Raw genomic sequence first — 21,398 nt, forward strand, 5'->3', positions numbered from 1 at the left:
AAATGAGCCGCGACGCCGGGGTTGGGCGGACGACTTGCCCATGCCCGCCCTTCGAGGCTATTTCCGCAGCAGTGAAGGAGCCTGACCATGACCGCAGCTGAAATGCCCAATGATGTCCTGGCCGAGATGGCCCGGGTGCTGAATGTCGAGGCCGGGGCGCTGACCCTGATGGCCGAGACCCTGGGCGCCCCGCATCGCGCGGCGATCGACATCCTGCGCGCCGTGACGGGGCGGGTGATCGTCTCGGGGGTCGGCAAGTCGGGCCACGTGGGCCGCAAGATCGCCGCCACCTTCGCCTCGACCGGCACGCCGGCGCAGTTCGTCCATCCGACCGAGGCCAGCCATGGCGACCTCGGCATGATCACCGCCAGCGACGCCTGCCTGGCGATCTCGAATTCCGGTGAGACCACCGAGCTGGCCGACCTGGTCACCTATACCCGCCGCTTCTCGATCCCGCTGATTGCCATCACCCGCCGGGCGGAAAGCACCCTGGCGCGCGAGGCCGACGTGGTGCTGCTGCTGCCCGATGCCGACGAGGCCTGCCCCATGGGCATGGCGCCGACCACCTCGACCACCGCCAGCCTGGCGCTTGGCGATGCCCTGGCGGTGGCGCTGATGATGGGGCGTGGCTTCGGGCGCGACGATTTCCGCGTCTTCCACCCCGGCGGCAAGCTGGGGGCGCAGCTGCTGCGCGTCGAGGCGGTCATGGTGCCCGCCGCCGAGCTGCCGCTGGTCACCGGCGATCTGCCGATGCGCGAGGGGCTGGTCAGCATGTCCGGCAAGGGCTTCGGCGTGCTCGGGGTGACCGCGGACGGCACCCCCGCCAGCCGGCTGAGCGGCATCATCACCGACGGCGACCTGCGCCGCCACCTCGACCGGCTGTTCGATGCGACGGTGGCCGAGGTCGCCACCGCCACGCCCAAGGTCATCGCCCCCGATGCACTGGCCTCGGAAGCGCTGAAGGTGATGAACGAGAAGAAGATCACCGCGCTCTTCGTCGTCGATGCGGCGGGCCACCCGCTTGGCCTGATCCGCCTGCACGACTGCCTGCGCGCCGGCGTCGCGTAAGTCCCCGTCGCGTAACCCTGGCTCGCTCGACCTTGGATTGTCCGGGAGCGGGCCCTAGAGGTCCGGCCTGGCGCGCCGGAACCGGTGCCCGGACGGCACGGCGATCCGGGCGATCCGGCGCAGCGCCAAGGCCAGCAGGATCATCGCGCCGACCCCGGCAATGTCGCTGACCCAGTCGGCCAGGTCTCCGTCCCGGCCGACATGGTCCTGCAGGATCTCGATCAGCCCGCCGCCGGCGATGACCGCGGGGGCCGCGACGATCAGCCAGCGGGGCCGCACAAGGGCGATCGGCAGGATGATCGCACCGAAGCCCAAGGCGTGCTGGACCTTGTCGCCGCCAAGCGCCTTGCCCGGGACCAGGCTGGGGCCCAGGGTCAGCACGGTGACGATGGCGGCAAGGATCAGGGTGGCCGCCAGGGCGGCAAGGGATGCAGGTCTCATGGCGGCAGGGTAGACAGGACAGCGCCGCCCCCTGCCAGCGGAAAGTGGGCGCGACCCCGGCCGGGGCCGGGTTTCGGCGCCGCGACGCTCATCTTTCCGCCGGGGGGGCGGATGTGGCATACCCTTGTGATCGCCGGGGCTCCGAGAGTAGACCCGACCTGCCGGTGCCGCAGCCGGCCGCCAATTTTGCTGAGAGGTCCATGGATACCGTCATCCTGATCCCCGCCCGCTACGCCTCGACCCGCTATCCGGGCAAGCCGCTGGTCACGCTGACCGGCCCCGACGGCGCCAAGACGCTGATCCGGCGAAGCTGGGAGGCCGCCATGTCGGTGCCCGAGGCCGATGCCGTCTATGTGGCCACCGATGACGAGCGCATCGCCGAGGCCGCCCGCGGTTTCGGCGCCGAGGTCATCATGACCTCGGAGGACTGCCGCAACGGCACCGAGCGCTGCGCCGATGCCCTGGCCAAGGGCGGGCTCGACCCGCAGCTGGTGGTGAACCTGCAGGGCGATGCGCCGCTGACCCCGGCCTGGTTCCTGTCGGACCTGATCGCCGCCATGCGCGCGGACGAGAGCCTGGACGCCGCCACCCCGGTGCTGCGCTGCGACCCGGAAACCCTGTCGATGTTCCTGGATGACCGCAAGAACGACCGCGTCGGCGGCACCACCGCCGTCTTCGACGTGGACCGCAACGCGCTCTACTTCTCGAAGGAAGTCCTGCCCTATACCGGCGGCAGGACCTTCGCGGAAGGCGCCGTGCCGGTGTTCCACCATGTCGGCGTCTATGCCTATCGCCCGCGCGCCCTGGCGGCCTATGGCCAATGGCCCGAGGGCCCGCTGGAGCGGCTGGAGGGGCTGGAGCAGCTGCGCTTCCTCGAGAACGGCGCGAAACTGAAATGCGTCGAGGTCGACGCCAAGGGCCGCCTGTTCTGGGAGCTGAACAACCCCGAGGACATCGCCCGCATCGAGAAGGTCCTGAACGCATGAGCATCGCGAAGACTGTCGAGATCCGCGACCTGGTGGTTGCCAACGACCGCCCCTTCACCCTGCTGGCCGGCCCCTGCCAGCTGGAAAGCCTGGAGCATGCGCGCATGCTGGCAGGCAGCCTGGCCGAGACCTGCGCCGAGCTGGAGATCCCCTTCGTCTTCAAGGCCAGCTACGACAAGGCCAACCGCTCGTCGCTGTCGGGCGTGCGCGGCCTCGGCATCGAGAAGGGGCTCGAGATCCTGAATGCCATCCGCGAGGAATTCGGCTGCCCCGTGGTCACCGACGTGCATGACGTGCCCCAGGTGCAGCGCGCGGCCGAGGTGGTCGACATCCTGCAGATCCCGGCCTTCCTCTGCCGCCAGACCGACCTGCTGCTGGCCGCCGGCGAGACCGGAAAGGCGCTCAACATCAAGAAGGGCCAGTTCCTGGCGCCCTGGGACATGAAGAACGTCGCCGACAAGGTGGTCTCGACCGGCAACGAGAAGATCCTGCTCTGCGACCGGGGCACCAGCTTCGGCTACAACATGCTGGTGTCGGACTTCCGCGCGCTGCCGATCATGGCCGAGACCGGCTTCCCGGTGGTCTTCGACGCCACCCATTCGGTGCAGCTGCCCGGCGGGCTTGGCACCTCTACCGGCGGGCAGCGCGAATTCGTGCCGCCCCTGGCCCGCGCCGCCGTGGCCGTCGGCACCGCCGCGCTGTTCATGGAGACCCATGAAGACCCCGAGCGTTCGCCCTCGGACGGGCCCAACATGGTGCCGCTGGCGGAGATGAAGGCCGTGCTGACCCGGCTGAAGGCCATCGACCGGCTGATGAAGGCGGGCTGAAAAGGCCGGATTGCGGGGCCTGACCGGAAGGGCTGGGCCCCGCCGCGACGGCGGGGTCAGGCGGTCAGGAAGTCGATGCTGCCGGCCTGGACCAGGACGGCGGTGAGCCGGCCCGTGGCATAGGCGCCGGTATCGACGGGGATGCGGCCGGCCTCGGGGCGGGGATCCTCGGTGATGGTATGGCCATGGACGACCCAGGTGCCATCGCTGCGGGGGGTCTCCATGAAGGCCGGATGTCCCCAGAGCATGTGCTCCAGCTCCTGCGCGTCGAGGGGCAGGTCGGGATCGGCGGCGGCATGCAGCACGGCGACATTGCCGGTCTGCCACCAGTCGGGCAGGGCGGCGAGCCAGGTCAGCAGCTCGGGGCCCATGGCTGCGCGCAGCCGGTCGCGGGCCTCGGCCCATTTCTCGGGCGGGGCGGTTTCGGGCGGCGGGGCGATGCCGTAGCTGGCCATGGTCTGCAGCCCGCCGTAGCGCAGCCAGCGCGGCCCGTGCCGGTCGGGGGCGGCGAGGAAGCGTTCCAGCATCTGCTCATGGTTGCCGCGCAGGCAGATCACCCGGTCGGGATCGTTCTGCTGGTATCCGTGCAGCCGCGCCAGGGTCTGGGCGCTGGCCTCGCCGCGGTCGATGTAGTCGCCGACGAAAACGCGGCGAATGTCGGGAGAGATTTCGTCCAGACGTTGAATCATCCGGGCCAGCAAGTCGTCGCATCCATGCAGGTCGCCGATGGCGAAAAACGGCTCGTCCGGGGCGAGATGAGCGGAAAATGTGGGTTTTGGGGCACGGAAACGAGTGAACAACTGCATGATCTGCAAATAGGGCGTTTATTCCCCCCTGTCACCTCTGGCACACCTTGTTCCAAGGTATCTACGGGATGGAACCCGGTCGCAGCCGCCCCTATAGGCGGCTTTCCGCGACCCTTCGTCCCGAACTGATGTGGGGTCGGGAATGCGGATAGCAGGGCAGGGGGTGTCGAACTCCGGCGGAGACGATTGCGTCCCGTGCATTGCCCGTGGCCATTGCCGCGCCGAGACCTCCCTTTTTTCCTCCCCCATCCCGGTTTCCGGGCGGCGCAGCCAGAAGGTCCTTTCCACATGCGTATCCTGAACTGCCTGATCCCCTCGCTGGTTCTGGCCCTTTCCGGCTGTGGCGTCGTCTATCACAGCTCGACCGTGCCCGGCTCCTCGGAGAATGTCTCGGTGGTGCCGATGACCGCGACCTCGGTGCTGGAGGCCAATGCCTCTGCCTACGAGCCGAAGGCGCTGCCGGCGATCTTCACCCAGACCGGGGGCACCGGTTCGGGGCTGCGCGGTGCCGGGGCGATCCCGGACCCGGTGCTGGATCCGCGCCAGAAGCCCGGCGCCATGGCCACCCGCCTGCCGCCCGCGCCCGCGCCTGCGCCCTATACGATCGGCGTCGGCGACGTGGTGCTGCTGGCCACCCCGCAGGTGGGATCCACCGTCGAGCAGCTGACCGGCCTGCTGGCGGCGCAGAATTCGCGCCAGGGCTACACGGTGCAGGATGACGGCGCGATCGCCATTCCCAACGTCGGCCGGGTGCAGATTTCCGGCATGACCCTGGAAGAGGCCGAGGCCGAGCTGTTCCAGCGCCTGGTGGAAAACCAGATCGACCCCTCCTTCAGCCTCGAGATTGCCGAGTTCAACTCGAAGAAGGTCTCCATCGGCGGGGCCGTGGCCAGCCCGGCGGTGGTGCCGATCACCCTGACGCCGCTCTACCTGGACGCCGCCCTGGCGGCCACCGGCGGCATCACCGTGACCGACATGGACTACGCCTCGGTGCGGATCTACCGCGAAGGCACGCTCTACCAGGTGCCGCTGAACGACCTCTATACCGATGGCAGCCTGCCGAAGATCCAGCTGGTCGACGGCGACAGCGTCTTCGTCGATACCGCCTATGACCTCGAGCTGGCGCAGGCCTATTTCAGCGAGCAGATCCAGCTGGCCCAGTTCAAGCAGAACTCGCGCATCGCGGCGCTGGACGAACTGAATGCCGAAGTGGCCTTGCGCCGCGGCGAGCTGAGCGAGGCCCGGGCCAACTACCAGACCCAGCTGGAGCTGGAGGCGATCGACCGCGACTATGTCTACCTGACCGGCGAGGTCGGCAAGCAGAGCCGCTACGCGCTGCCCTTCGGCAATACCGCCTCGCTGGCGGATGCGCTGTTCTCGACCGGCGGGATCAAGAGCAGCACCGGCAACGTGCGCCAGATCTACGTGCTGCGCGGCAGCGAGGTGCCCGGCGACGCCCGCGTCACCGCCTGGCAGCTGAATGCCAAGGATGCCACCAACCTGCTGCTGGCCACCCGCTTCGAGATGCGGCCCAACGACATCGTCTTCGTCGCCGAACAGCCGGTGACCAAGTGGAACCGCGTGATCCAGCAGATCACCCCCTCGCTGGTGCTGAGCGCCGCCAACGCCGCGGCCGATTAAGGCCCCCACCCGATCCGAAGGCCCGCTTCCGGTGAAGCGGGCCTTTGCCTTTTCTGGCCCGAGGACTTTCTGAGGAGGTCTCCTCAAGGTTGAGTCGGGCAAGCTGACGGGGCGCTGATCTTCCGGCCCCTTAATCAATCTTATGTTAATATTTTGGGGAAACGGCCTCCCAGCTCTGTACTGAGCGGTTGGCGGGATTGCCCCGGGGGAAAGTCTGCCCAATTTTTCTGCGCGGCAGCAAAAATGCGCCGCTGCAGCAAGATCGCCGGCCCCCGAGTTGTCATCATCGGAGGTAACCCATTAATTAGCTGTTAATAAATGCTTTGGGTCGCAGTGAATGTGCCAGGCTTGATCAGCGGAAGAATGGCTTTCCCGTCCGGGACCGTTCAAGAAACCGTTGCATTGGCCATGCACAAGGGCGTTGCTCCGTGGTTTTCCGCGGCTGCATCTCGACAGGTTCCCGAGGATGTGGGAAGAATGCAGCTGTGTGTGGGGCGATATGTTAGCGCTGATTTTAGCCGGAAAATTTCAAACTCCGCTCTGCCAATATTTGGAGGTGACCGCGTGAAGGCGTTCGATATTTCCTCGACCGAAAATTCCTTTACTCCCGCATCGATTGAACCCGAGGCCGGGAAGGAGCGCCGCTCTCCACCGGCCTCTCTTTATGCCCGTGGCGGCAAGCGCCTGCTCGACCTGATCCTGGTCAGCCTGCTGCTGCCGCTCTTCCTGCCGCTGATTGCCCTGCTCTGGATCCTGACCCGTCTCGACGGCGGCCCGGGCTTCTATGGCCAGAAGCGGGTCGGCCTGGATGGCCGGACCTTCAACTGCTGGAAGATCCGCACCATGGTGATGAATGCCGAGAAGGTGCTGCAGGATCTTTGCGACAGCGATCCCGAGATCGCCCGCGAATGGCACGAGAACCAGAAGCTGGCCGTGGACCCGCGCATCACGCCGATCGGCGGCTTCCTGCGGGCCACCAGCCTGGATGAGCTGCCGCAGATCTGGAACGTGATCCGCGGCGAGATGAGCTTTGTCGGCCCCCGCCCCTTCATGACCTCGCAGGAGCCCCTCTACCGGGCCGCCGGCGGCACCGCCTACTACGACCTGCGTCCGGGCATCACCGGCTCCTGGCAGGTGGACGGCCGCGGCGTGACCACCTTCGTGGAGCGGGTTGCTTACGACGAGGACTACCTGGCCTCGCTGTCGCTGCGCGAGGACCTGCGGCTGGTCTGGCAGACCGTCGTTGTGCTGCTCAAGCGCACGGGTCACTGACACCGGCCCCTGGGCGCGAAAACTGAAAACGACCTGACTGCGACGGGTCTCGGAAACAAGAAGCCCCGCGACTTGCGTCGCCGGGGCTTTTTTGTGGTCGCTTTTCAGGGGATTTGTTTCACCCCCTTCCCTGCGCAGCGCAGAGGATCAGTTGTTGTAATACTTGCGCGCGTAGCCGTAGCTGGAATAGGCGCCGTAGCCATACTGGCCGTAGCGCCGCATCCCGCGGGGATTGATCTGGTTCAGGACGATACCGCTTACCGGCGCGTTCACGCTCTCGAACATGCGCAATGCCTCGGCGACATGGGGCCGAGGCGTTCGGTTCCATTTGACCACGAAGAGGACACTGTCGCAGTTCTGCGCCAGAACCCGCGCATCGGGCACCACCAGCGCTGGAGGGGTATCGATGACGATGTGGTCGTATTGTTGGCGCATGGCGGCGATAAAGGTGGCAAAGCGCGTCGAGGCGAAGAGGTCAGCGGCATTAATCGCGGTCTTCTCGCCGATCAGGACATCTGATCCGATGGGTGGCTGTTCCGGCATCACCACATCCGAGAACTCCGCCTCGCCGGCAATCACCGAGACCAGTCCCCTGGTCTGCTCAGCCCCCAGGTACTGACTGAAGATGCGGCGTCGGATGTCGCCCTCGATCAGCAGCACGCGCTTACCCATGCCCGAGAGGTTCTGGGCCAGGGCCAGCGATACTGTCGTCTTACCGTCCCCAGGATAGGAGGATGTGACCATGGTCACCTGTGGTGGGTGGTCGACATCGGAAAGCAGGAGCGAAGTCCGCAGATTGCGGATTGCCTCGGCCGAGACCGAGGTCGGGCGCTCGGCCAGGTAGGCGATAGCGTCGCGCCGGCGCCGGGCTGGCAGAACCGGGATCTGTCCCATCACCTGGTACTGGGTCTCGACCTCGATTTCTCGGGCGGTGCGGAATGTATTGTTGCGTGCCTCGAAGAGCAGCAGACCGGCGGTTCCGATCAGCAGCCCGAAGATGCCGCTGATCGCCAAGATGAAGGACTTGCGGGGCTCGGAGGGATTGATCGGGATCTGAGCCTGGGACAGGATTCGGCTATCCGCCTGCTGCACACCCTGCTGGGCGGCGGTTTCTTTCAGACGAGACAGAAAATACTCGTAGAGCAGCCTGCTGGCCTCGGCCTCGCGGGAGAGCTGTTGCAGTTCGATCAGGTCCGAGCTCTGGCGTTCGAACTGTGCCGAGAGCGTTGTCTCGGACTCTTGGAGCGCCTCGAGCTGGGTTTCGGCGCGCTGGAGTTCCTGACGCGCCTGGGTAAGGATCTGTTGGAAGCGCTGGTCGAAGGCGCGGGCGCCCTCGGGTGTGCCGATCTGGTCGAGAAGTTGGGAAAGCTGCATCCGCGCGGGCACGGCGGCGGCCTTCTCAGTCGGCGTTTCGGCGGCATTCAGCCTCTCCAGCCGTAGGCGGATCTCGTCTCGGGTCAGCAGCGTCGACTGGATGCGGTCGCGCAGGTCCTTGATCTGCCGGTCCAGCGCTGCCAGGGCGTCCTCGCTTACCAGATCGGTGCTGGAGTTGAAGGCCTTGACTCGGGACTCGGCGCTTTCCAACTCTCCCTGAAGTTCGCTAACCCGGTTGGTCAACCAGGCAGTGGCCTGTTCAGTCGCTTCGAACTTTGCGTCCAGCTGGTCCTGTATGTAGAAGCGGGCGATGGCATCGGCGATGGTGGCGGATTTTTCCGGCGACTGGGTAGTGACCGCGATCTCGAAGACTAGGCTCTGCGGCATGTTGCGAATTTGGCTCTTGCTGAGCAGCGTGTTGATCAGGCGGTCCTGGGTCCGCCGGGCTTCGCTGGCTTCGATGACAGCATTCCCTGCGACCGTCTTGGCCTGATCCTGATCCTCGCCGATCAGGTTGCCGAGGCGAGTGGAGAGCTTGCTACGCAGAGAGGGTTCGCGCAGAGCTGAGTTGAACTCGGGATCTTCTATCAAGTTTAGGGCGTTAACCACCTTTCCCAGAAGGTTGCGGCTGCGCAGCACCTCAACCTCGGAATAGATGGTCGTGGAATCGGTACCCAAGCCAGCCATGACGCTGTCTAGGTCCAGCACCTGAGCCTCGCGGTTCTCGAGCATGACCACGGCCTTGGCGGTATAGAGCGGTACCGCGATGCGATAGACGTAGAAGGCGCCTAGGAAGAAGGCAACCAGAGTAGCAACCAACAGTAGCCATTTCCCACGCCAGGCTATGCCGAACAGGGAGCTGAGATCGATGACGCGCTCGTCTTCGGCGGGCAGGCTACGGCCGGGAGTGCCGAAGTGCGGGTTGGACTGGTTCATCACTGAAGGCACCTCATGCTGAATATTCCAAAGGGCAAAGTCACAATAGTTCTGTCGGTGCCAGGATCCTGCAGAGCTTTGACTGGAGAAAGGCTTTCCTGAAAGTCGATATCTTTCCGGTCAGTTGGGAACAAGCGCGCATGCGGACTTTGGCGGCTAGAACAGCTCCTGTTTCCTGATAGCGGGTCGGACTGCCTTGCCGAAAGCAGAATTCCCCCAGGGTGGCCGTTTCTTGCCACCCTTCTGGGCCTCACTCCGCCGGGCTGGGTGCCCTATGGGACGGTGGGGAGATTCCCGAGGGCGGAGCCTTCCAGACCAGCCGGTTTCGGCGGGAGAACATCATGACGGCATAGGCCAAGAAGCCCGAGGCGAACATCGGTGCCACGCCGTTCAGCGCGCCGCGCATGATGATCAGGATGAAGCCGGCGAGGATCGCGTAGAGGAAGAAGGCTGACATCTCGGTGTCGCGGCGGCTCAGCCGGGCGCCACGCAGTTCGATGCGGTTGACAGCGTAGCCGAGGATACAGAACAGCACCAGCGGCCCGAGCAGCCCGAAGGCCATGAGGGCCTCGGCCGGCAGCGGACTGGACACATTGGTGTACCAAGCGTTCATGCCGGTCGAGACGATGTCGCCGGTATCGATCGGCTTGCTAGGCCAGAGCGCGCGGGGAATGAAGAACAGCACCACCCCCAGGAAGTTGTTGCCCCATCTCAGTCCGCCAATACCGCGGTCGAGGAACTCGATGGTCTGGGCGATCCAGACGAAGCCGTCGAAATCCACCCGCAGCATATAGGCGACGAGGATGGTACGGTCGAAGCGACCGGTGATGTTCTGCAGGATCTGCGACAGGGGAACGTTCTCGTCCGCCAAAGCCTTGATGGCCGGGAAGACCAGCAGCAGGACGGCGACCCCGGCGAGGAAGACCAGCGCCTTGGTGCGAGGGCGGGTGAGGTCTAGGTAGCAGCAGCCGATGGCGATGAGGATGCCGAAGAGCACGAAACGCGGTAGCGCAGGGAGGTAGTTGATGACCAGAAAAAAGGGCAGGAAGACTAGCGCCGCCCACAGGTTCTGCCGACGCAGGGCAGGGCTCTGGGCGAAGCGGCTGATATAGATCATCATCACGAGGGCCAGCAGGCTGGTCGAGCGGCTGATGAATGTGAACTGTTCCCTCATGCCGCCGAAGTTGCGCTCCCCAAAACGGCTGGTCAGCAGCGCCGAGGGGCCGGCGGCGAGGGCGATCAGGATGGCGGCCAGGGCAATGCCCCAGGCCCATCGGGAATAGAAGCGCACCTCGGGGATGTTGTGCAGCGACGGCAGGGTCTTGCCCGGCCGCGCCGGCAGGCCCCGGGCCTGCGACAGGCTGATGCCGAGCATGTAGAAGAACTGCGAGGCCGCGCAGAGCCCGTAGGCCATGGCGGTGTAGTTGGCGTTGAGCGGGATGAACCAAGGGTAGATCCCGATCGTGTACTGCAGTCGGGTCGGCACCGCCATGAAGACGAAGAAGAAGAAGCAGACCAGGAAGTCGACCCCGCCGCGGCGCGGGCTGGAGATCGCCGCCAGCATCGCCAGTCCGGCCGACAGCACGTAGAAGGACGAGACGAAATCCGTATAGGCGGAGGAGCGCAGAAAGACCGAGGCCACCATGATGATGGCGGCGCAGAGCATCGCGATGCCGTGGAAGACTCTGGGCAAGACTGCAGCCATGATGCGGCACTTTCTCCGATATCAGAGCCTGCCCGGCTCTGATCCGGAAACTAGTCTCTCCGCGTCCCGGGGTCGAGGCGCTTCTGACCCCGGCAGCTCAGGCCGGGGTGGTTGCCGCATAGATTGGCAGCCAGTCGGTGCCAGAGACATTGCCATTGCCCGTGATCGCCCGCCGCCAGCCGGTCAGCAGCCGGCCGCTGCCGTCCGGGCTCATGGCAGTGCCCGAGGAGTTGCGGACGAACATCCCCTTCAACCAGTAGCCGCCGGTCGGCACCGAGGGCATGCTCTGCGGGACGCTCCGAACCTGGCCCCACGTGGCGCTGCCGGTGTCGGCATCGCAGTCGATCAGTTGCCAGTTCTCGCTGGCGGGCATGGGCACACCGATGCCCCGGTTCTCGGTCGAGAAGCCATCCGAGACGCATTGTCCGTACTGGTAGTTCGCCTCGGCGCTCCAGCGCAGCGCGCCGCCGCTGTTCTCGATCCGGCTGACGTTCATCACGTGGCAGCCGGCGATGGAATAGCCGAGGCATCCCGGCAGGTTGAAGGCCGTCATGGCCGATTCCGAACTCCAGCTGCCGTCGTTCGCATGGGCGGCATTGGCGTAGAAGCGGTCGCCGTCCAGCACCAGGTTACGGAACTGCACATCGAGGATCCGGTTGCCGCCGCTGCCGCCCAGATCGAAGATCGAGCCACCGCCGGACCAGATGAAGTGACTGTCGCTGATCTTGCATTGCCGGAAGCCGGCATCGCTGCTGGCACGGAAGAAGAAGCGGAAGCCGCGGAAGCCCATCAGGATGTTGTTGGACCAGGACAGAGTGCGGGTGCCCGAATAGAAGCGCACGTAGGGCATCAGCGACAGCTCGGTGACCGCAGGGTCGTGATAGCCGGTGTCGTCGAATAACAACCCCTCCCCCCAGTCACTGTAGTTGGCGACCGCCTGGCGGGTGCGCAGGAACTGATTGTCTGAGATGTTCAACCCCCAGGCACCGGCCTTGGGGGCATCTGCACCGATACCGAAGACATTGCCAGCCAGGGGTACGATACCGCCGGAGGGATCCGGTTCGCCGGGATTGGCGGGCAGGTCCGGGCCACCGCTCGGGGCGGCGTTGTTGACGTGGATCCAGTAGTTGTTGTCACCGTCGTTGTTGATCATCCGCACGTTGAGGCAGTCGTTGATCACGTTGCCGGTCACCGACAGGCCGAGGACGGTGCCATTGCCCTCCTCGAAGCTGGAATCGTAGCCGCTGCGCACGAAGTGGGTGCGGATCCGTTCGCCCGTGTTCTTGCTTACCAGCAGGTTGCGCACTCCCAGGGCATTGATGCCCTGGCAGTCGACGAAGTGGTTGCCCTGCACGATGTGCTCGCGCGAAACCGAGGTCGCCGACTCCGTCGTGTGCAGCGAGATCGCATCGTCTCCGAGGTGTTCGAAGACATTGCCCTCGAAACGGGTCTGCTGGGTGCCTGAGATGTTCACCCCGCCGCGGGCGCATTCGTGGATCGTCGTGCCGATCATTCGGAACGAGCGCGCGTTGCCAAACTTCACCGCGCCCTTCTGGGAGGAGCCGATGCGGCAGTCCTGGATCTCGACATCGCCGGCCGACGGGATGTGCAGCAGCCAGCGATCCTGTTCAGACTGCATGTTGTTGTCTTCCCAGGCGCCGGTGATCTGCAAATTTCGTATGGTGATGTTGAGCGCCTCCCCCGGCGTGCCGCCGATCACCGAGATGTCGTCAATGCTGGTCTTCAGGCCTGCCGTATTGCCGCGACCAAGTAGGGCGAAATCTCCCAACCAGCCGTCGGTCGAGAGCGTCGAGCCGACATAGGCGGTGCCCGACCAGATCAGCGAGCCGCCTCCGGCTGACTGGATGGCCTCAAGCGCGAGGGTCAGCACCTCGGCGTCATCAGTCACCCCGTCCAGGGCTGGATTGAAGGCCTCCAGGGCGAACTGTGGGAATTCCGCGCCGAAGCCGTTGATCGGCTGGACATAGAGCTTCACGCCGCTTGCCGTTGTCAAATGATGATCAGCGGCCAACTGTGGCGCCTCCAGGTAGGAGAAGTCGCCAGCCCGCCACAGGGTACCCTCGCCGAAGGCCGGAACACTGCTGTTGACCATGGACTGAACGGATTGGAATTCGCACAGGAACGCCCCATCCAACATGCGGGTGGAGGGTAGGTATTTGGTAAACCCGGCGGCAGGCGGATAAATGATCGGCATGTTCTGGATGTCCTGGTGTGGAATGGGCTTCCGGTGCGAAGTAGGGCCCCTGTTGATCGACGTGAAACCATAGTTTCATTTCTGTTAAGAGCCGTTCTAGGCAGCGTGCGCTGGCCCGTCGCTGCCGCATGCACGCGCAGCCCGAGACCAATTCCGCACAAAACTGGCGACAGACAGGAGGGTGTCTTGACGCTCGTCGCGGCAGATGGCTCAACTGCGTCTGTCAGCATGCCCCCTGCTGGGCAGCGACGTGTATTTCGAGTAGATCAACCGTATTTCAATCAAGGAGATAGCGCCGCATGCGGCTTGCCTATTCCCCTGCCGATCTGGATGTCGGCATCGTCCATGACTGGATGCCCGTCGTCGCCGGCGCTGAGCGTGTCGTTGAACAGATGGCTGCCGTTTTTCCCAGGTCGCGAATCTACACCCTCTTCGATTTCCTGTCCGAGGATGAGCGGCGTGCCCTGGTCGGGAATCGCCCGGTCGAGGTCAGCCGGCTCAATAGGTTGCCCGGCGTGCAGCGCTATTATCGCTACCTGCTGCTGCAATGCACCCGCGCGATCGAGGAATTCGACGTGACCGGACATGACGTGGTGCTCTCCTCCTCGGCGGCCCTGGCAAAGGGGGTGATTACCTCTCCCGACCAGTTGCACGTGGCCTATGTCCACAGTCCGGCGCGCTACGCTTGGGACTTGACCCACGAGTACATCAACGAGCTGGACGGCTTCGCGGCCGGGCTGAAACGCCGCGCAGCGCGGGCGATGATGCACCGCTTCCGCATGTGGGACATGCGCACTGTCGCCCAGGTCGACCAGTACGTGGCCAATTCCGAGTTCATCGCCCGCCGGATCTGGAAGACCTGGCGCCGCGAGGCGCAGGTGATCTATCCGCCGGTCGACACCTCGGCCTTCGACCTTGGCACGGCGCCAAAGGAAGACTTCTACTTCACCGCCTCGCGGATGGTGCCCTACAAGCGCATCCCGCTGATCGTCGAGGCCTTCAGCCAGCGCCCGCACCTGCGCCTGGTGGTCTCGGGCGATGGTCCCGAGATGGAGAAGGTGAAGGCCGCCGCCGGGCCCAATGTTACCCTGCTGGGCCATGCACCCTTCGACGTGATGCGCGATCACATGCAGCGCGCCCGAGGTTTCGTCTTCGCCGCCCGCGAGGATTTCGGCATCGTTCCGGTCGAGGCCCAGGCCTGCGGCACCCCGGTGATCGCGCTTGGCCATGCCGGCACCGCCGAGACCGTGCGCGACCTGTCGATGGACGATCCCACCGGAGTCTGGTTCCATGACCAGACCGTCGAGGAGCTGGGCGCCGCCATCGACCGGATGGAGAACAACCTCGACGCCTTCACCCTCGAAGCCTGCCGCGCAAATGCGATGCGCTTCACCGTCGAACGCTTCCGCAAGGAGCTGGCCGAACATGTCGGTGCCAGCCTGAACGGGCAGCGCCAGTCGGCGGTGCCCGAGCGCAGCTGGTCCCTGCCCGCCTCCGTCCGCGCCTGAATGCGGACTTGGGTGCGCGCCCTCCCCTCTCTCTGGTCATCGGAAGAGATGTCATGAAAGTCAAAACTTCCCGCATCCTCAAGCGCCTCATGGGGATCGCGGGCATGCGCCTGCTGGCCTTCGCACTCGCCTTCGTGCAGGCCGTGGTCGTCGCCCGGGTCTTCGGGGCAGAGGTCTTCGGGATCTATTCCTTCGCCATCTCGGTGATCACCCTGATCGGGCTGGTGGTCAGCTTCGGGCTGGACCAGTACATCATGCGCGAACTGGCGGCCCGGGGGCTGGACGTGGCGGCCCGGGATGCCGGCTTCCGGCGCATCCTGCGCCTGGCCCTGTCGCTGGTGGTGCCGCTCAGCCTGGCGACCACCCTGCTCGGCATCGCCGCCTTCTGGCTGCGCGGCGCGGGCGGGCTCTACAGCATCCCGCTCGGCATGGTCACGGCCACCTTCGGACTGCTGATGCTGCGCAAGTTCCTCGAGGCCCTGGCCCTGGGGTTGAAACAGCCGGTGCTGTCCTTCGTCGGCAGCAAGATCGTCTTTCCGCTGGCCATGATCGCCGGGGCCGGGCTGGTCTGGCTCACCGGCGGCGCGCGCAGCGATCTGGCAATCTCGCTGGTCTACGGCGCGGCGATGCTGTTGTCGCTCTGTGCCATCGCCCTGGTGCTGCGCCGCCCACTGGCGGCCCTGCTGCGCGGTGGCGACCCGGTGCCGCCCTCGCCCTTCGACCGCCGTGCCACCCTGGTGGCGGGCTATCACCTGGTGCTGGTGCTTTCGGGGACGATGATCGCCAACCACATGGATGCGATCATGATCGCCACCATGTCGACACCGGTCGAGGCCGCCTATGCCCGGATCGCCTGGCGCTTGGCCGAGGGGGTCACCACACTGCAGCTCATCGCCATGCTGCAATACAAGCCCCTGATCGCCGAGGCCCATGGCACCGGCGACCGCGACGCCCTGGGCCAGCACATCCGCACCCTGACCTGGATCCTCAGCCTGTCGGGCATCGCCCTTTTCATCTTCGTCGAGCTTACGGCGGACTGGCTGGTGCTGCTCTTCGGCAGCGATTTCGCCGGTGCGGCGATGACCCTGCGCGCCTATGCCGTCGGATGCCTGGCGGTGATGCTCTCGGGATCGGGGGTGGTGCTGCTGACCATGACCGGGAACGAGCGCGCGGCCTCGCGGATCCTGTGGATCTCGCTGGTGCTCAACATCGTGCTCAACCTGGCGCTGATTCCCTTCCTCGGCGCTCTCGGCGCGGGGATCGCCACCGCCCTCAGCCAGTGTCTGCTTGCTATTTTGACAACACGGGCCTGTCGCCGGTCCATCGGATTTGATCCCAGCTTTCTGACCTTGCTGCGCCAGAGGCGCAGTGGGACAAGCTGAGAGACGGTCTTTGTGCGCAATTCATAGAAAGAGAAACCATGTTCAAGAACGCCTCCAAGCCCAAGATGCGCAAGCCGATTCCGGCCTACAAGGCCCTGGCAGGCTACCTGAAGGGGGCCAGCTTCTCTGAGCTGGCCCATGTCGGCGCCAATGTGATCACCGGCAGCCTGGGCATGAAGAAGCCCAAGATATTCGCCGTCGGCATGAACAAGGCCGGCACCAGCTCACTGCACGAGATCTTCGTCGACAACGGCTATCTCAGCTATCACGGCATCCGCTGGCGCTCGGGACGCAACAAGATGCTGCTGAACGGGTTCGACTGCTTCAGCGACGGCCCGCCAGTGGACTTCAAGGCCCTCGACCGCGGCTTTCCCGGCTCGCGCTTCATCCTCAACGTGCGCGAGTTCGACGCCTGGGTGCTGAGCCGGCTGAAGCACATCACCCGCGACAAGAAGAAGCGCGTCGGCGAGATCTTCCCCCATGACTGGGACACCACCGAGGAGTCCATCGAGATCTGGCTGCAGGAGCGCGACCGCCACCATGCCGAGGTGATGACCTATTTCAAGGACCGTCCCGACGACCTGCTGATCGTCAATTTCATCCGTGACCCCGATGCCGCCCGCAAGGTGGCCCGCTTCCTGGGCAAGCCCGAGCCGGACAGCAAACCCTGGGCCAACCCCGCCTCGGGGCGGGGCGGCGCGCCGGAACACCAAATCATGCTGGATGCGGTGCTGCAGCGCAACGGCCTGGATGCCCGGGATGCCAAGCGCGACCTGATCATGCTGCGCAGTGACGCCAATGCCGGGCTGCCGATGGACACTTCGGAATTGGACGGGGCCCCCATCGTGGAGGATCCCGTGCCGGCGGCCCCGGCCAGCGCCTGACACGTCCGGCCGCCGGCCCCGGGCCTAGCCCCAGGTGATCACCTCGGGCGGGACGCAGCCGGCCAGCAGCTCGCGGTCCTCGTCGTAGATCTTCTGCAGCCGGGCGCGCAGCGCCGGGTCCAGGGTTTCGCGCTTCTGGCCCCGCCGCCGGGCCAGTTCCTCGGCGCCGCGGGTGATCGCCCCGCCGACCAGGCGCAGCGGCAGGGCCCGCGGGGCGCGGCGCAGGGTGCCGGGGATCCGCGCCGTCTTCAGCAGGCTGCCGATGCGGGCGATCTTCAGCATGTCGGGATCGTAGAGGCCGACATTGCTGCGCACCATGCCGGTCTCGGCATCGGTGGCGGGCATCCGCGCCGGGTCGAGGTCGAGATGGGCGGCGCAGAGCTCCAGCGCCCGCGCCGGCTGCTGCGCCACGAGGTCCTGCGACATCACCAGGAAGCGGTCGCGGCCATAGGCCTGTTGCCAGCGTTGCAGGTACTGCCCGTAAAGGCCGAAGCGGATCACCTGTTCGGCGCGGCTGCCGGTATCGCCCCGCTCATGGGCGGCCAGGCAGGCTTCCAGCCCCGGGTTCAGGGGAAGGGCCGGAAGATGGGCGTGGCGGACCATGTAGACATAGCTCGAGACCGCCCGGCTGACCGGCTCGCGCAGGACGACGATGAAGCGGGCCTTCGGCAGGGCGGCCGAGATCCGCGCGATGGCCTCGTCGGAACAGAGGTAATCCGGGCGCTTGATGCCGCGCAGCCGCACATCCTGGTCGGCGGCGAAATCTTCCCAGGGGCGGCGGGCATAATCGGGGGCCTCGAAAAAGGCGCTTTCGCCCGCCGGCATGTAGACATCCGGGTGATGGCGCAGGGTTTCCAGCAGCGCCGAGGTGGCGGCCTTCTGGGCGCCGATGATGAGGAAGTCGATCATGAATGCGGCCCTCCCGCAGCCTGCTCGATCACCGTTTGCCAGCTGGCACGGACCCGGGGAATGGCATAGTCGGCGGCCACCGGCACCTGGATGTCGCGCAGCTCGGCCAGGGCGGCGCGGTCGCCGGCCAGCCGGGTGATCTGCGCCGCGATCCCCGCGTGGTCGTCCTGGTCGAACAGCCCCGCCCCGCCGACCGGCGCCAGGATGCCGCGCGGGCCGACATGGGTGGTGGCCAGCACCGCCAGCCCGGCGGCCAGCGCCTCGACCACGACGATGCCGAACAGCTCTTCCCAGGTTTCGGTGCGCTGCGACAGCAGCACCAGCATGTCGTGCTCGGCCATGATCCCGGCCAGCTTTTCGCGGTCGCGCACCGGGCCGAGGAAGGCCACCGCCCCCCCGGTTGTCGCCGCCTCGACCTCGCCGCTCAGCGGGCCATTGCCGACCACGGTCAGGGAAACCCCCTGCCCCGCCAGGACCGGCATCATCTGCAGCAGCAGCCTCAGGCCCTTCTTCTCGGAGAGCTCACCGACATAGAGCAGCCGCAGCGGGCCCTCCCGCCCGGCCCGGCCCGCAGCAGAGGCGGTCCCGGCGGCAAAGAAGACATCGGGCACCGCATGGGGGATGACGGTGGCGCCGACCCCGGCCTCGGCCTGGACGGCCTCGGCCACAACCGGCGTCACGGCAACGGTGCTGACATTGGGATGGGCCAGGAACGAGAGCCAGCGGTCGCGCAGCCAGCGTTTGAAGGCGGCGGGCTTGGGTTGGCGCGGCGTGCGCTCCAGCCCCCAGTCATGCCAGGAGGTGTGGTAGATCACCCGGTTTCGCCGCGCCAGCCCGCGATAGATCAGGAGGCGCGGGTCCCAGGGGGCAAAGCCCATCACCACCACCTCGCCGCGCACCACGGGCAGCTTCAGGCGGAAGGCCAGGTCGCCGGCGGCATTGCTCAGCCGCTCGGCCAGCGGGGTGCGGTCGCGCAGGGCGGCGCGCAGGAATTCCTTGGCGACCGAGTAGCGATGCGCCCCGACCAGCTGCACCTGCCCAGCATCGGCCAGTTCGAAGAGCGCGGGGAAATACTTGCGCGGGTTGGTCTCATGCAGGATGCGCAGGCGGATCATCGCGCCGCCTCGCAGAGCGCCAGAAGCCCCTCGGCCTGGGCGCGCCAGCTGTAGGTGGCGGCCTGCGCGCGGCTGGCCTCGGATTTCGCCTCCCAGAGGCCGGGCTCGTCCATCAGCTGGCGGATCGCGGCCTGCACGCTCTCGGGATCGCCCGCCTCGCAGTAAAGCGCCGCCTCCCCGCAGCGTTCCTTCAGCGACGGGATGGTCGAGGAGATCACCGGGCAGCCGAAGGTCATCGCCTCGATCGGCGGCAGCGGCGAGGCCTCGTAGAACGACGGGAACAGCAGGAAGCGCGCGCCCGCGAAGGCCTCGTAAATCTTCTGCGCCTCGTTGATCTGGCCGCGGAACTCCAGCCGGTCTTTCACATCGTCGGGGATCTCGACCTCGACCCCGCCGAAGCTGGCCCCCGTAGAGCCGATGACCACGAAGCGCATCTTGGGATAGGCCTTGAGGAAGGCCACGGCGCCCTTCAGCACCCCTTCGGCGTTCTTCCGTTTGGTCAGCGAGCCGACGTAGATGCCATACCCCCGCGCCTCTTTCCCCGGACAGGGGGCGGCGAAGGCGGCCTGGGCCGCCGCATCGGGGATGCCACCGTTCTGCAGGAAGCTGAGCCGCACGCTGCCCTCAAGGAAGGGGTAGTGCTTGGCGATCGACAGCTCTTCGGCATGCGACACCGTCACCACCCGTTCCGAGCGTTTCAGGATGCGCGGCATCAGCGCGCCGTAGAAGGCGCGGAACTTCCAGTCATAGGCGGCGGGGAAATACTTGTAGGAGAGGTCATGCACCATGGTGACGACCGGACGCCCGCGCTGCATCAGCCGCGTGAGCGGCGCGGTATTGCCAAGACAGAGCAACGGCTCGGTGCCGCAATGGGCCGGCAGCTCCAGCTGTTCCCAGGCGTGACCGGTGCGCGTGCCGACGACCTCGGGGCGGATCGCCTGCAGATCGGGCGGCGCGACCAGCTCGCCCGCGGGCAGCAGCAAGCGGGGGGTGGGGATCTCTCCGGCGGCGGCCATCTGATCGAAGACCATCAGCGCCTCGCGGGCGACCCGCTGCACGCCGGTCACCGATTGCACCAGGAAGCGCCCATTCAGGGTGAAGGGGATATCGGCCATGCCTCAGTCCGCCCCGAAGAGATCGCGGGTAAAGACCTTCTCCGCCACGTCCTCAAGCTCCGCCGTGCGCCGGTTGGCGACGATCACGTCGGCCTCGGCCTTGAAGGCGTCAAGGTCGCGGATGACGCGCGAGTTGAAGAAGGTCTCCTCGGCCAGGGCGGGCTCGTAGACCACGACCTCGATCCCCTTGGCCTTGATCCGCTTCATGATCCCCTGGATCGAGGACTGGCGGAAATTGTCGCTGCCCGCCTTCATCACCAGCCGGTGGATGCCGACGACCTTGGGCTGCAGGGCGACGATGCGCTCGGCGATGAAATCCTTGCGGGTGGTATTGGCATCGACGATGGCGCGGATCAGGTTCTGCGGCACCTCAGAATAGTTCGCCAAGAGCTGCTTGGTATCCTTGGGCAGGCAATAGCCGCCGTAGCCGAAGCTGGGGTTGTTGTAGTGGCTGCCGATGCGGGGGTCATGGCCGATGCCCTCGACGATGGCGCGGGTGTCCATGCCGAAGGCCATGGCATAGCTGTCGAGTTCATTGAAATAGGCCACCCTCAGGGCAAGGTAGGTATTGGCGAAGAGCTTGATCGCCTCGGCCTCGTCGGAACCGCAGAAGATGACCGGGATGTCGTCCTTGATCGCCCCCTCGGCCAGCAGCCCGGCAAAGACCCGGGCGCGCTCGCTCTCTTCGCCGACCACGATCCGCGAGGGATGCAGGTTGTCGTAAAGCGCCTTCCCCTCGCGCAGGAACTCGGGGCTGAAGATCACGCTGGCGACCCCGAAGCGGCGGTTCACATCCGCCGTGTAGCCGACCGGGATGGTCGACTTGATGACGATCGTCGCGCCCGGATTGATGCGCAGCACATCGGCGATCACCGCCTCGACGCTCCGGGTGTCGAAATGGTTGGTGACCGGATCGTAGTTCGTCGGCGTCGAGACGATGACGTACTCGGCGCCCGCATAGGCGACCTCGGGATCGGTGGTGGCGGAAAGGCTCAGCGGCTTTTCGGCCAGGTAGGCCTCGATCTCGGCATCGACGATGGGGCTGCGGCGCTCATTGACCAGCGCCACCCGGGTCGCGTCCAGGTCCAGCGCCACGACATCATGGTTCTGGGCCAGCAGCACGGCATTGCTGAGGCCTACGTAACCGATACCGGCAACGGCAATTTTCTTTCGCATCATTGAAGCCTTAAACATGGGTTTCTTCAGGAAGGATT

At 65.9% G+C, this 21,398-nt stretch carries 17 protein-coding genes; 8 read left to right on the forward strand and 9 right to left on the reverse strand.

The window, feature by feature from the left end; translation table 11 throughout:
• The first annotated feature begins 87 nt into the window (after positions 1–87).
• Entirely contained in the window at positions 88–1,068 is a 981-nt protein-coding gene (locus OS124_RS0103880; protein ID WP_010138028.1) for a KpsF/GutQ family sugar-phosphate isomerase, read from the forward strand.
• A 54-nt stretch (positions 1,069–1,122) separates the two neighbouring features.
• On the opposite strand, the gene OS124_RS0103885 is transcribed toward OS124_RS0103880, so the two are convergent.
• Complete coding sequence (locus OS124_RS0103885) at positions 1,123–1,509, reverse strand: hypothetical protein (RefSeq protein WP_010138029.1); 387 nt, start codon at positions 1,507–1,509, stop codon at positions 1,123–1,125.
• Between the two features lie 200 nt (positions 1,510–1,709).
• On the opposite strand from OS124_RS0103885, the gene OS124_RS0103890 reads away from it, so the two are divergent.
• Positions 1,710–2,495, forward strand: a complete 786-nt coding sequence (locus OS124_RS0103890; protein ID WP_010138030.1) for a 3-deoxy-manno-octulosonate cytidylyltransferase — start codon at positions 1,710–1,712, stop codon at positions 2,493–2,495.
• On the forward strand, positions 2,492–3,322 hold the full coding sequence (gene kdsA, locus OS124_RS0103895; RefSeq protein ID WP_010138031.1) for a 3-deoxy-8-phosphooctulonate synthase: 831 nt from the start codon (positions 2,492–2,494) through the stop codon (positions 3,320–3,322). Before OS124_RS0103890 ends, kdsA begins: the two co-directional genes overlap by 4 nt.
• Positions 3,323–3,378: 56 nt before the next feature.
• Here the strand turns inward: kdsA and OS124_RS0103900 are convergent, their stop codons facing one another.
• Positions 3,379–4,128 (reverse strand): metallophosphoesterase family protein, encoded by a 750-nt coding sequence (locus OS124_RS0103900; RefSeq protein WP_040606631.1) that lies wholly within the window; start codon positions 4,126–4,128, stop codon positions 3,379–3,381.
• A gap of 288 nt (positions 4,129–4,416) precedes the next feature.
• Here OS124_RS0103900 and OS124_RS0103905 point away from each other — a divergent pair, with 288 nt between their 5' ends.
• Both OS124_RS0103905 and OS124_RS0103910 read left to right on the forward strand, forming a co-directional pair.
• On the forward strand, positions 4,417–5,769 hold the full coding sequence (locus OS124_RS0103905; protein WP_010138033.1) for a polysaccharide biosynthesis/export family protein: 1,353 nt from the start codon (positions 4,417–4,419) through the stop codon (positions 5,767–5,769).
• Between the two features lie 564 nt (positions 5,770–6,333).
• Positions 6,334–7,041 (forward strand): sugar transferase, encoded by a 708-nt coding sequence (locus OS124_RS0103910; RefSeq protein ID WP_010138034.1) that lies wholly within the window; start codon positions 6,334–6,336, stop codon positions 7,039–7,041.
• Between the two features lie 147 nt (positions 7,042–7,188).
• Here OS124_RS0103910 and OS124_RS0103915 read toward each other — a convergent pair whose 3' ends face one another.
• From OS124_RS0103915 to OS124_RS0103925, 3 genes are all read right to left on the reverse strand, one after another.
• A complete protein-coding gene (locus tag OS124_RS0103915; RefSeq protein WP_010138035.1) occupies positions 7,189–9,351 on the reverse strand; it encodes a polysaccharide biosynthesis tyrosine autokinase in 2,163 nt (720 codons plus the stop codon).
• Positions 9,352–9,601: 250 nt separating this feature from the next.
• On the reverse strand, positions 9,602–11,056 hold the full coding sequence (locus OS124_RS0103920) for an oligosaccharide repeat unit polymerase (RefSeq protein WP_010138036.1): 1,455 nt from the start codon (positions 11,054–11,056) through the stop codon (positions 9,602–9,604).
• Between the two features lie 97 nt (positions 11,057–11,153).
• Complete coding sequence (locus OS124_RS0103925; RefSeq protein ID WP_168161430.1) at positions 11,154–13,070, reverse strand: right-handed parallel beta-helix repeat-containing protein; 1,917 nt, start codon at positions 13,068–13,070, stop codon at positions 11,154–11,156.
• 500 nt (positions 13,071–13,570) lie between these two features.
• Between OS124_RS0103925 and OS124_RS0103930 the strand changes: the two genes are divergently transcribed.
• From OS124_RS0103930 to OS124_RS25920, 3 genes are read left to right on the forward strand one after another with little or no spacing between them, the layout of a single operon-like run.
• The gene (locus OS124_RS0103930; RefSeq protein WP_010138038.1) at positions 13,571–14,779 is read left to right on the forward strand and encodes a glycosyltransferase; all 1,209 of its coding nucleotides are present in this window, start codon (positions 13,571–13,573) and stop codon (positions 14,777–14,779) included.
• A 53-nt stretch (positions 14,780–14,832) separates the two neighbouring features.
• The gene (locus OS124_RS0103935; protein ID WP_010138039.1) at positions 14,833–16,161 is read left to right on the forward strand and encodes an oligosaccharide flippase family protein; all 1,329 of its coding nucleotides are present in this window, start codon (positions 14,833–14,835) and stop codon (positions 16,159–16,161) included.
• A 38-nt stretch (positions 16,162–16,199) separates the two neighbouring features.
• The gene (locus tag OS124_RS25920; protein WP_010138040.1) at positions 16,200–17,045 is read left to right on the forward strand and encodes a sulfotransferase; all 846 of its coding nucleotides are present in this window, start codon (positions 16,200–16,202) and stop codon (positions 17,043–17,045) included.
• Between the two features lie 24 nt (positions 17,046–17,069).
• Here the strand turns inward: OS124_RS25920 and OS124_RS25925 are convergent, their stop codons facing one another.
• Genes OS124_RS25925 through OS124_RS0103960 form a run of 4 tightly spaced genes read right to left on the reverse strand, consistent with a single transcriptional unit; the run spans position 17,070 to position 21,363 of the window.
• Entirely contained in the window at positions 17,070–17,954 is an 885-nt protein-coding gene (locus OS124_RS25925) for a sulfotransferase family protein (RefSeq protein WP_010138041.1), read from the reverse strand.
• Positions 17,951–19,069, reverse strand: a complete 1,119-nt coding sequence (locus OS124_RS0103950; RefSeq protein ID WP_010138042.1) for a glycosyltransferase family 4 protein — start codon at positions 19,067–19,069, stop codon at positions 17,951–17,953. The genes OS124_RS25925 and OS124_RS0103950 overlap by 4 nt, the downstream gene beginning before the upstream one ends.
• A complete protein-coding gene (locus OS124_RS23595) occupies positions 19,066–20,184 on the reverse strand; it encodes a glycosyltransferase family 4 protein (RefSeq protein ID WP_010138044.1) in 1,119 nt (372 codons plus the stop codon). Before OS124_RS23595 ends, OS124_RS0103950 begins: the two co-directional genes overlap by 4 nt.
• Positions 20,185–20,187: 3 nt before the next feature.
• Entirely contained in the window at positions 20,188–21,363 is a 1,176-nt protein-coding gene (locus OS124_RS0103960; RefSeq protein ID WP_010138045.1) for a nucleotide sugar dehydrogenase, read from the reverse strand.
• Between the last annotated feature and the right edge of the window lie 35 nt (positions 21,364–21,398).

It is taken from the genome of Oceanicola sp. S124 (genome assembly GCF_000220565.1).
In the GTDB taxonomy this organism is placed as follows: domain Bacteria; phylum Pseudomonadota; class Alphaproteobacteria; order Rhodobacterales; family Rhodobacteraceae; genus Pseudooceanicola.

Excerpts from the sequence above, each read along its gene's own strand:
- OS124_RS23595 (WP_010138044.1), bottom strand. The coding sequence starts at position 20,184 with ATGGCCGATATCCCCTTCACCCTGAATGGGCGCTTCCTGGTGCAATCG.
- OS124_RS0103950 (WP_010138042.1), bottom strand. The coding sequence starts at position 19,069 with ATGATCCGCCTGCGCATCCTGCATGAGACCAACCCGCGCAAGTATTTC.
- OS124_RS0103885 (WP_010138029.1), bottom strand. The coding sequence starts at position 1,509 with ATGAGACCTGCATCCCTTGCCGCCCTGGCGGCCACCCTGATCCTTGCC.
- OS124_RS0103915 (WP_010138035.1), bottom strand. The coding sequence starts at position 9,351 with ATGAACCAGTCCAACCCGCACTTCGGCACTCCCGGCCGTAGCCTGCCC.
- OS124_RS0103905 (WP_010138033.1), top strand. The coding sequence starts at position 4,417 with ATGCGTATCCTGAACTGCCTGATCCCCTCGCTGGTTCTGGCCCTTTCC.
- OS124_RS25925 (WP_010138041.1), bottom strand. The coding sequence starts at position 17,954 with ATGATCGACTTCCTCATCATCGGCGCCCAGAAGGCCGCCACCTCGGCG.
- OS124_RS0103890 (WP_010138030.1), top strand. The coding sequence starts at position 1,710 with ATGGATACCGTCATCCTGATCCCCGCCCGCTACGCCTCGACCCGCTAT.
- OS124_RS0103900 (WP_040606631.1), bottom strand. The coding sequence starts at position 4,128 with ATGCAGTTGTTCACTCGTTTCCGTGCCCCAAAACCCACATTTTCCGCT.
- OS124_RS0103920 (WP_010138036.1), bottom strand. The coding sequence starts at position 11,056 with ATGGCTGCAGTCTTGCCCAGAGTCTTCCACGGCATCGCGATGCTCTGC.
- OS124_RS0103935 (WP_010138039.1), top strand. The coding sequence starts at position 14,833 with ATGAAAGTCAAAACTTCCCGCATCCTCAAGCGCCTCATGGGGATCGCG.
- OS124_RS25920 (WP_010138040.1), top strand. The coding sequence starts at position 16,200 with ATGTTCAAGAACGCCTCCAAGCCCAAGATGCGCAAGCCGATTCCGGCC.
- kdsA (WP_010138031.1), top strand. The coding sequence starts at position 2,492 with ATGAGCATCGCGAAGACTGTCGAGATCCGCGACCTGGTGGTTGCCAAC.
- OS124_RS0103880 (WP_010138028.1), top strand. The coding sequence starts at position 88 with ATGACCGCAGCTGAAATGCCCAATGATGTCCTGGCCGAGATGGCCCGG.
- OS124_RS0103930 (WP_010138038.1), top strand. The coding sequence starts at position 13,571 with ATGCGGCTTGCCTATTCCCCTGCCGATCTGGATGTCGGCATCGTCCAT.
- OS124_RS0103960 (WP_010138045.1), bottom strand. The coding sequence starts at position 21,363 with ATGATGCGAAAGAAAATTGCCGTTGCCGGTATCGGTTACGTAGGCCTC.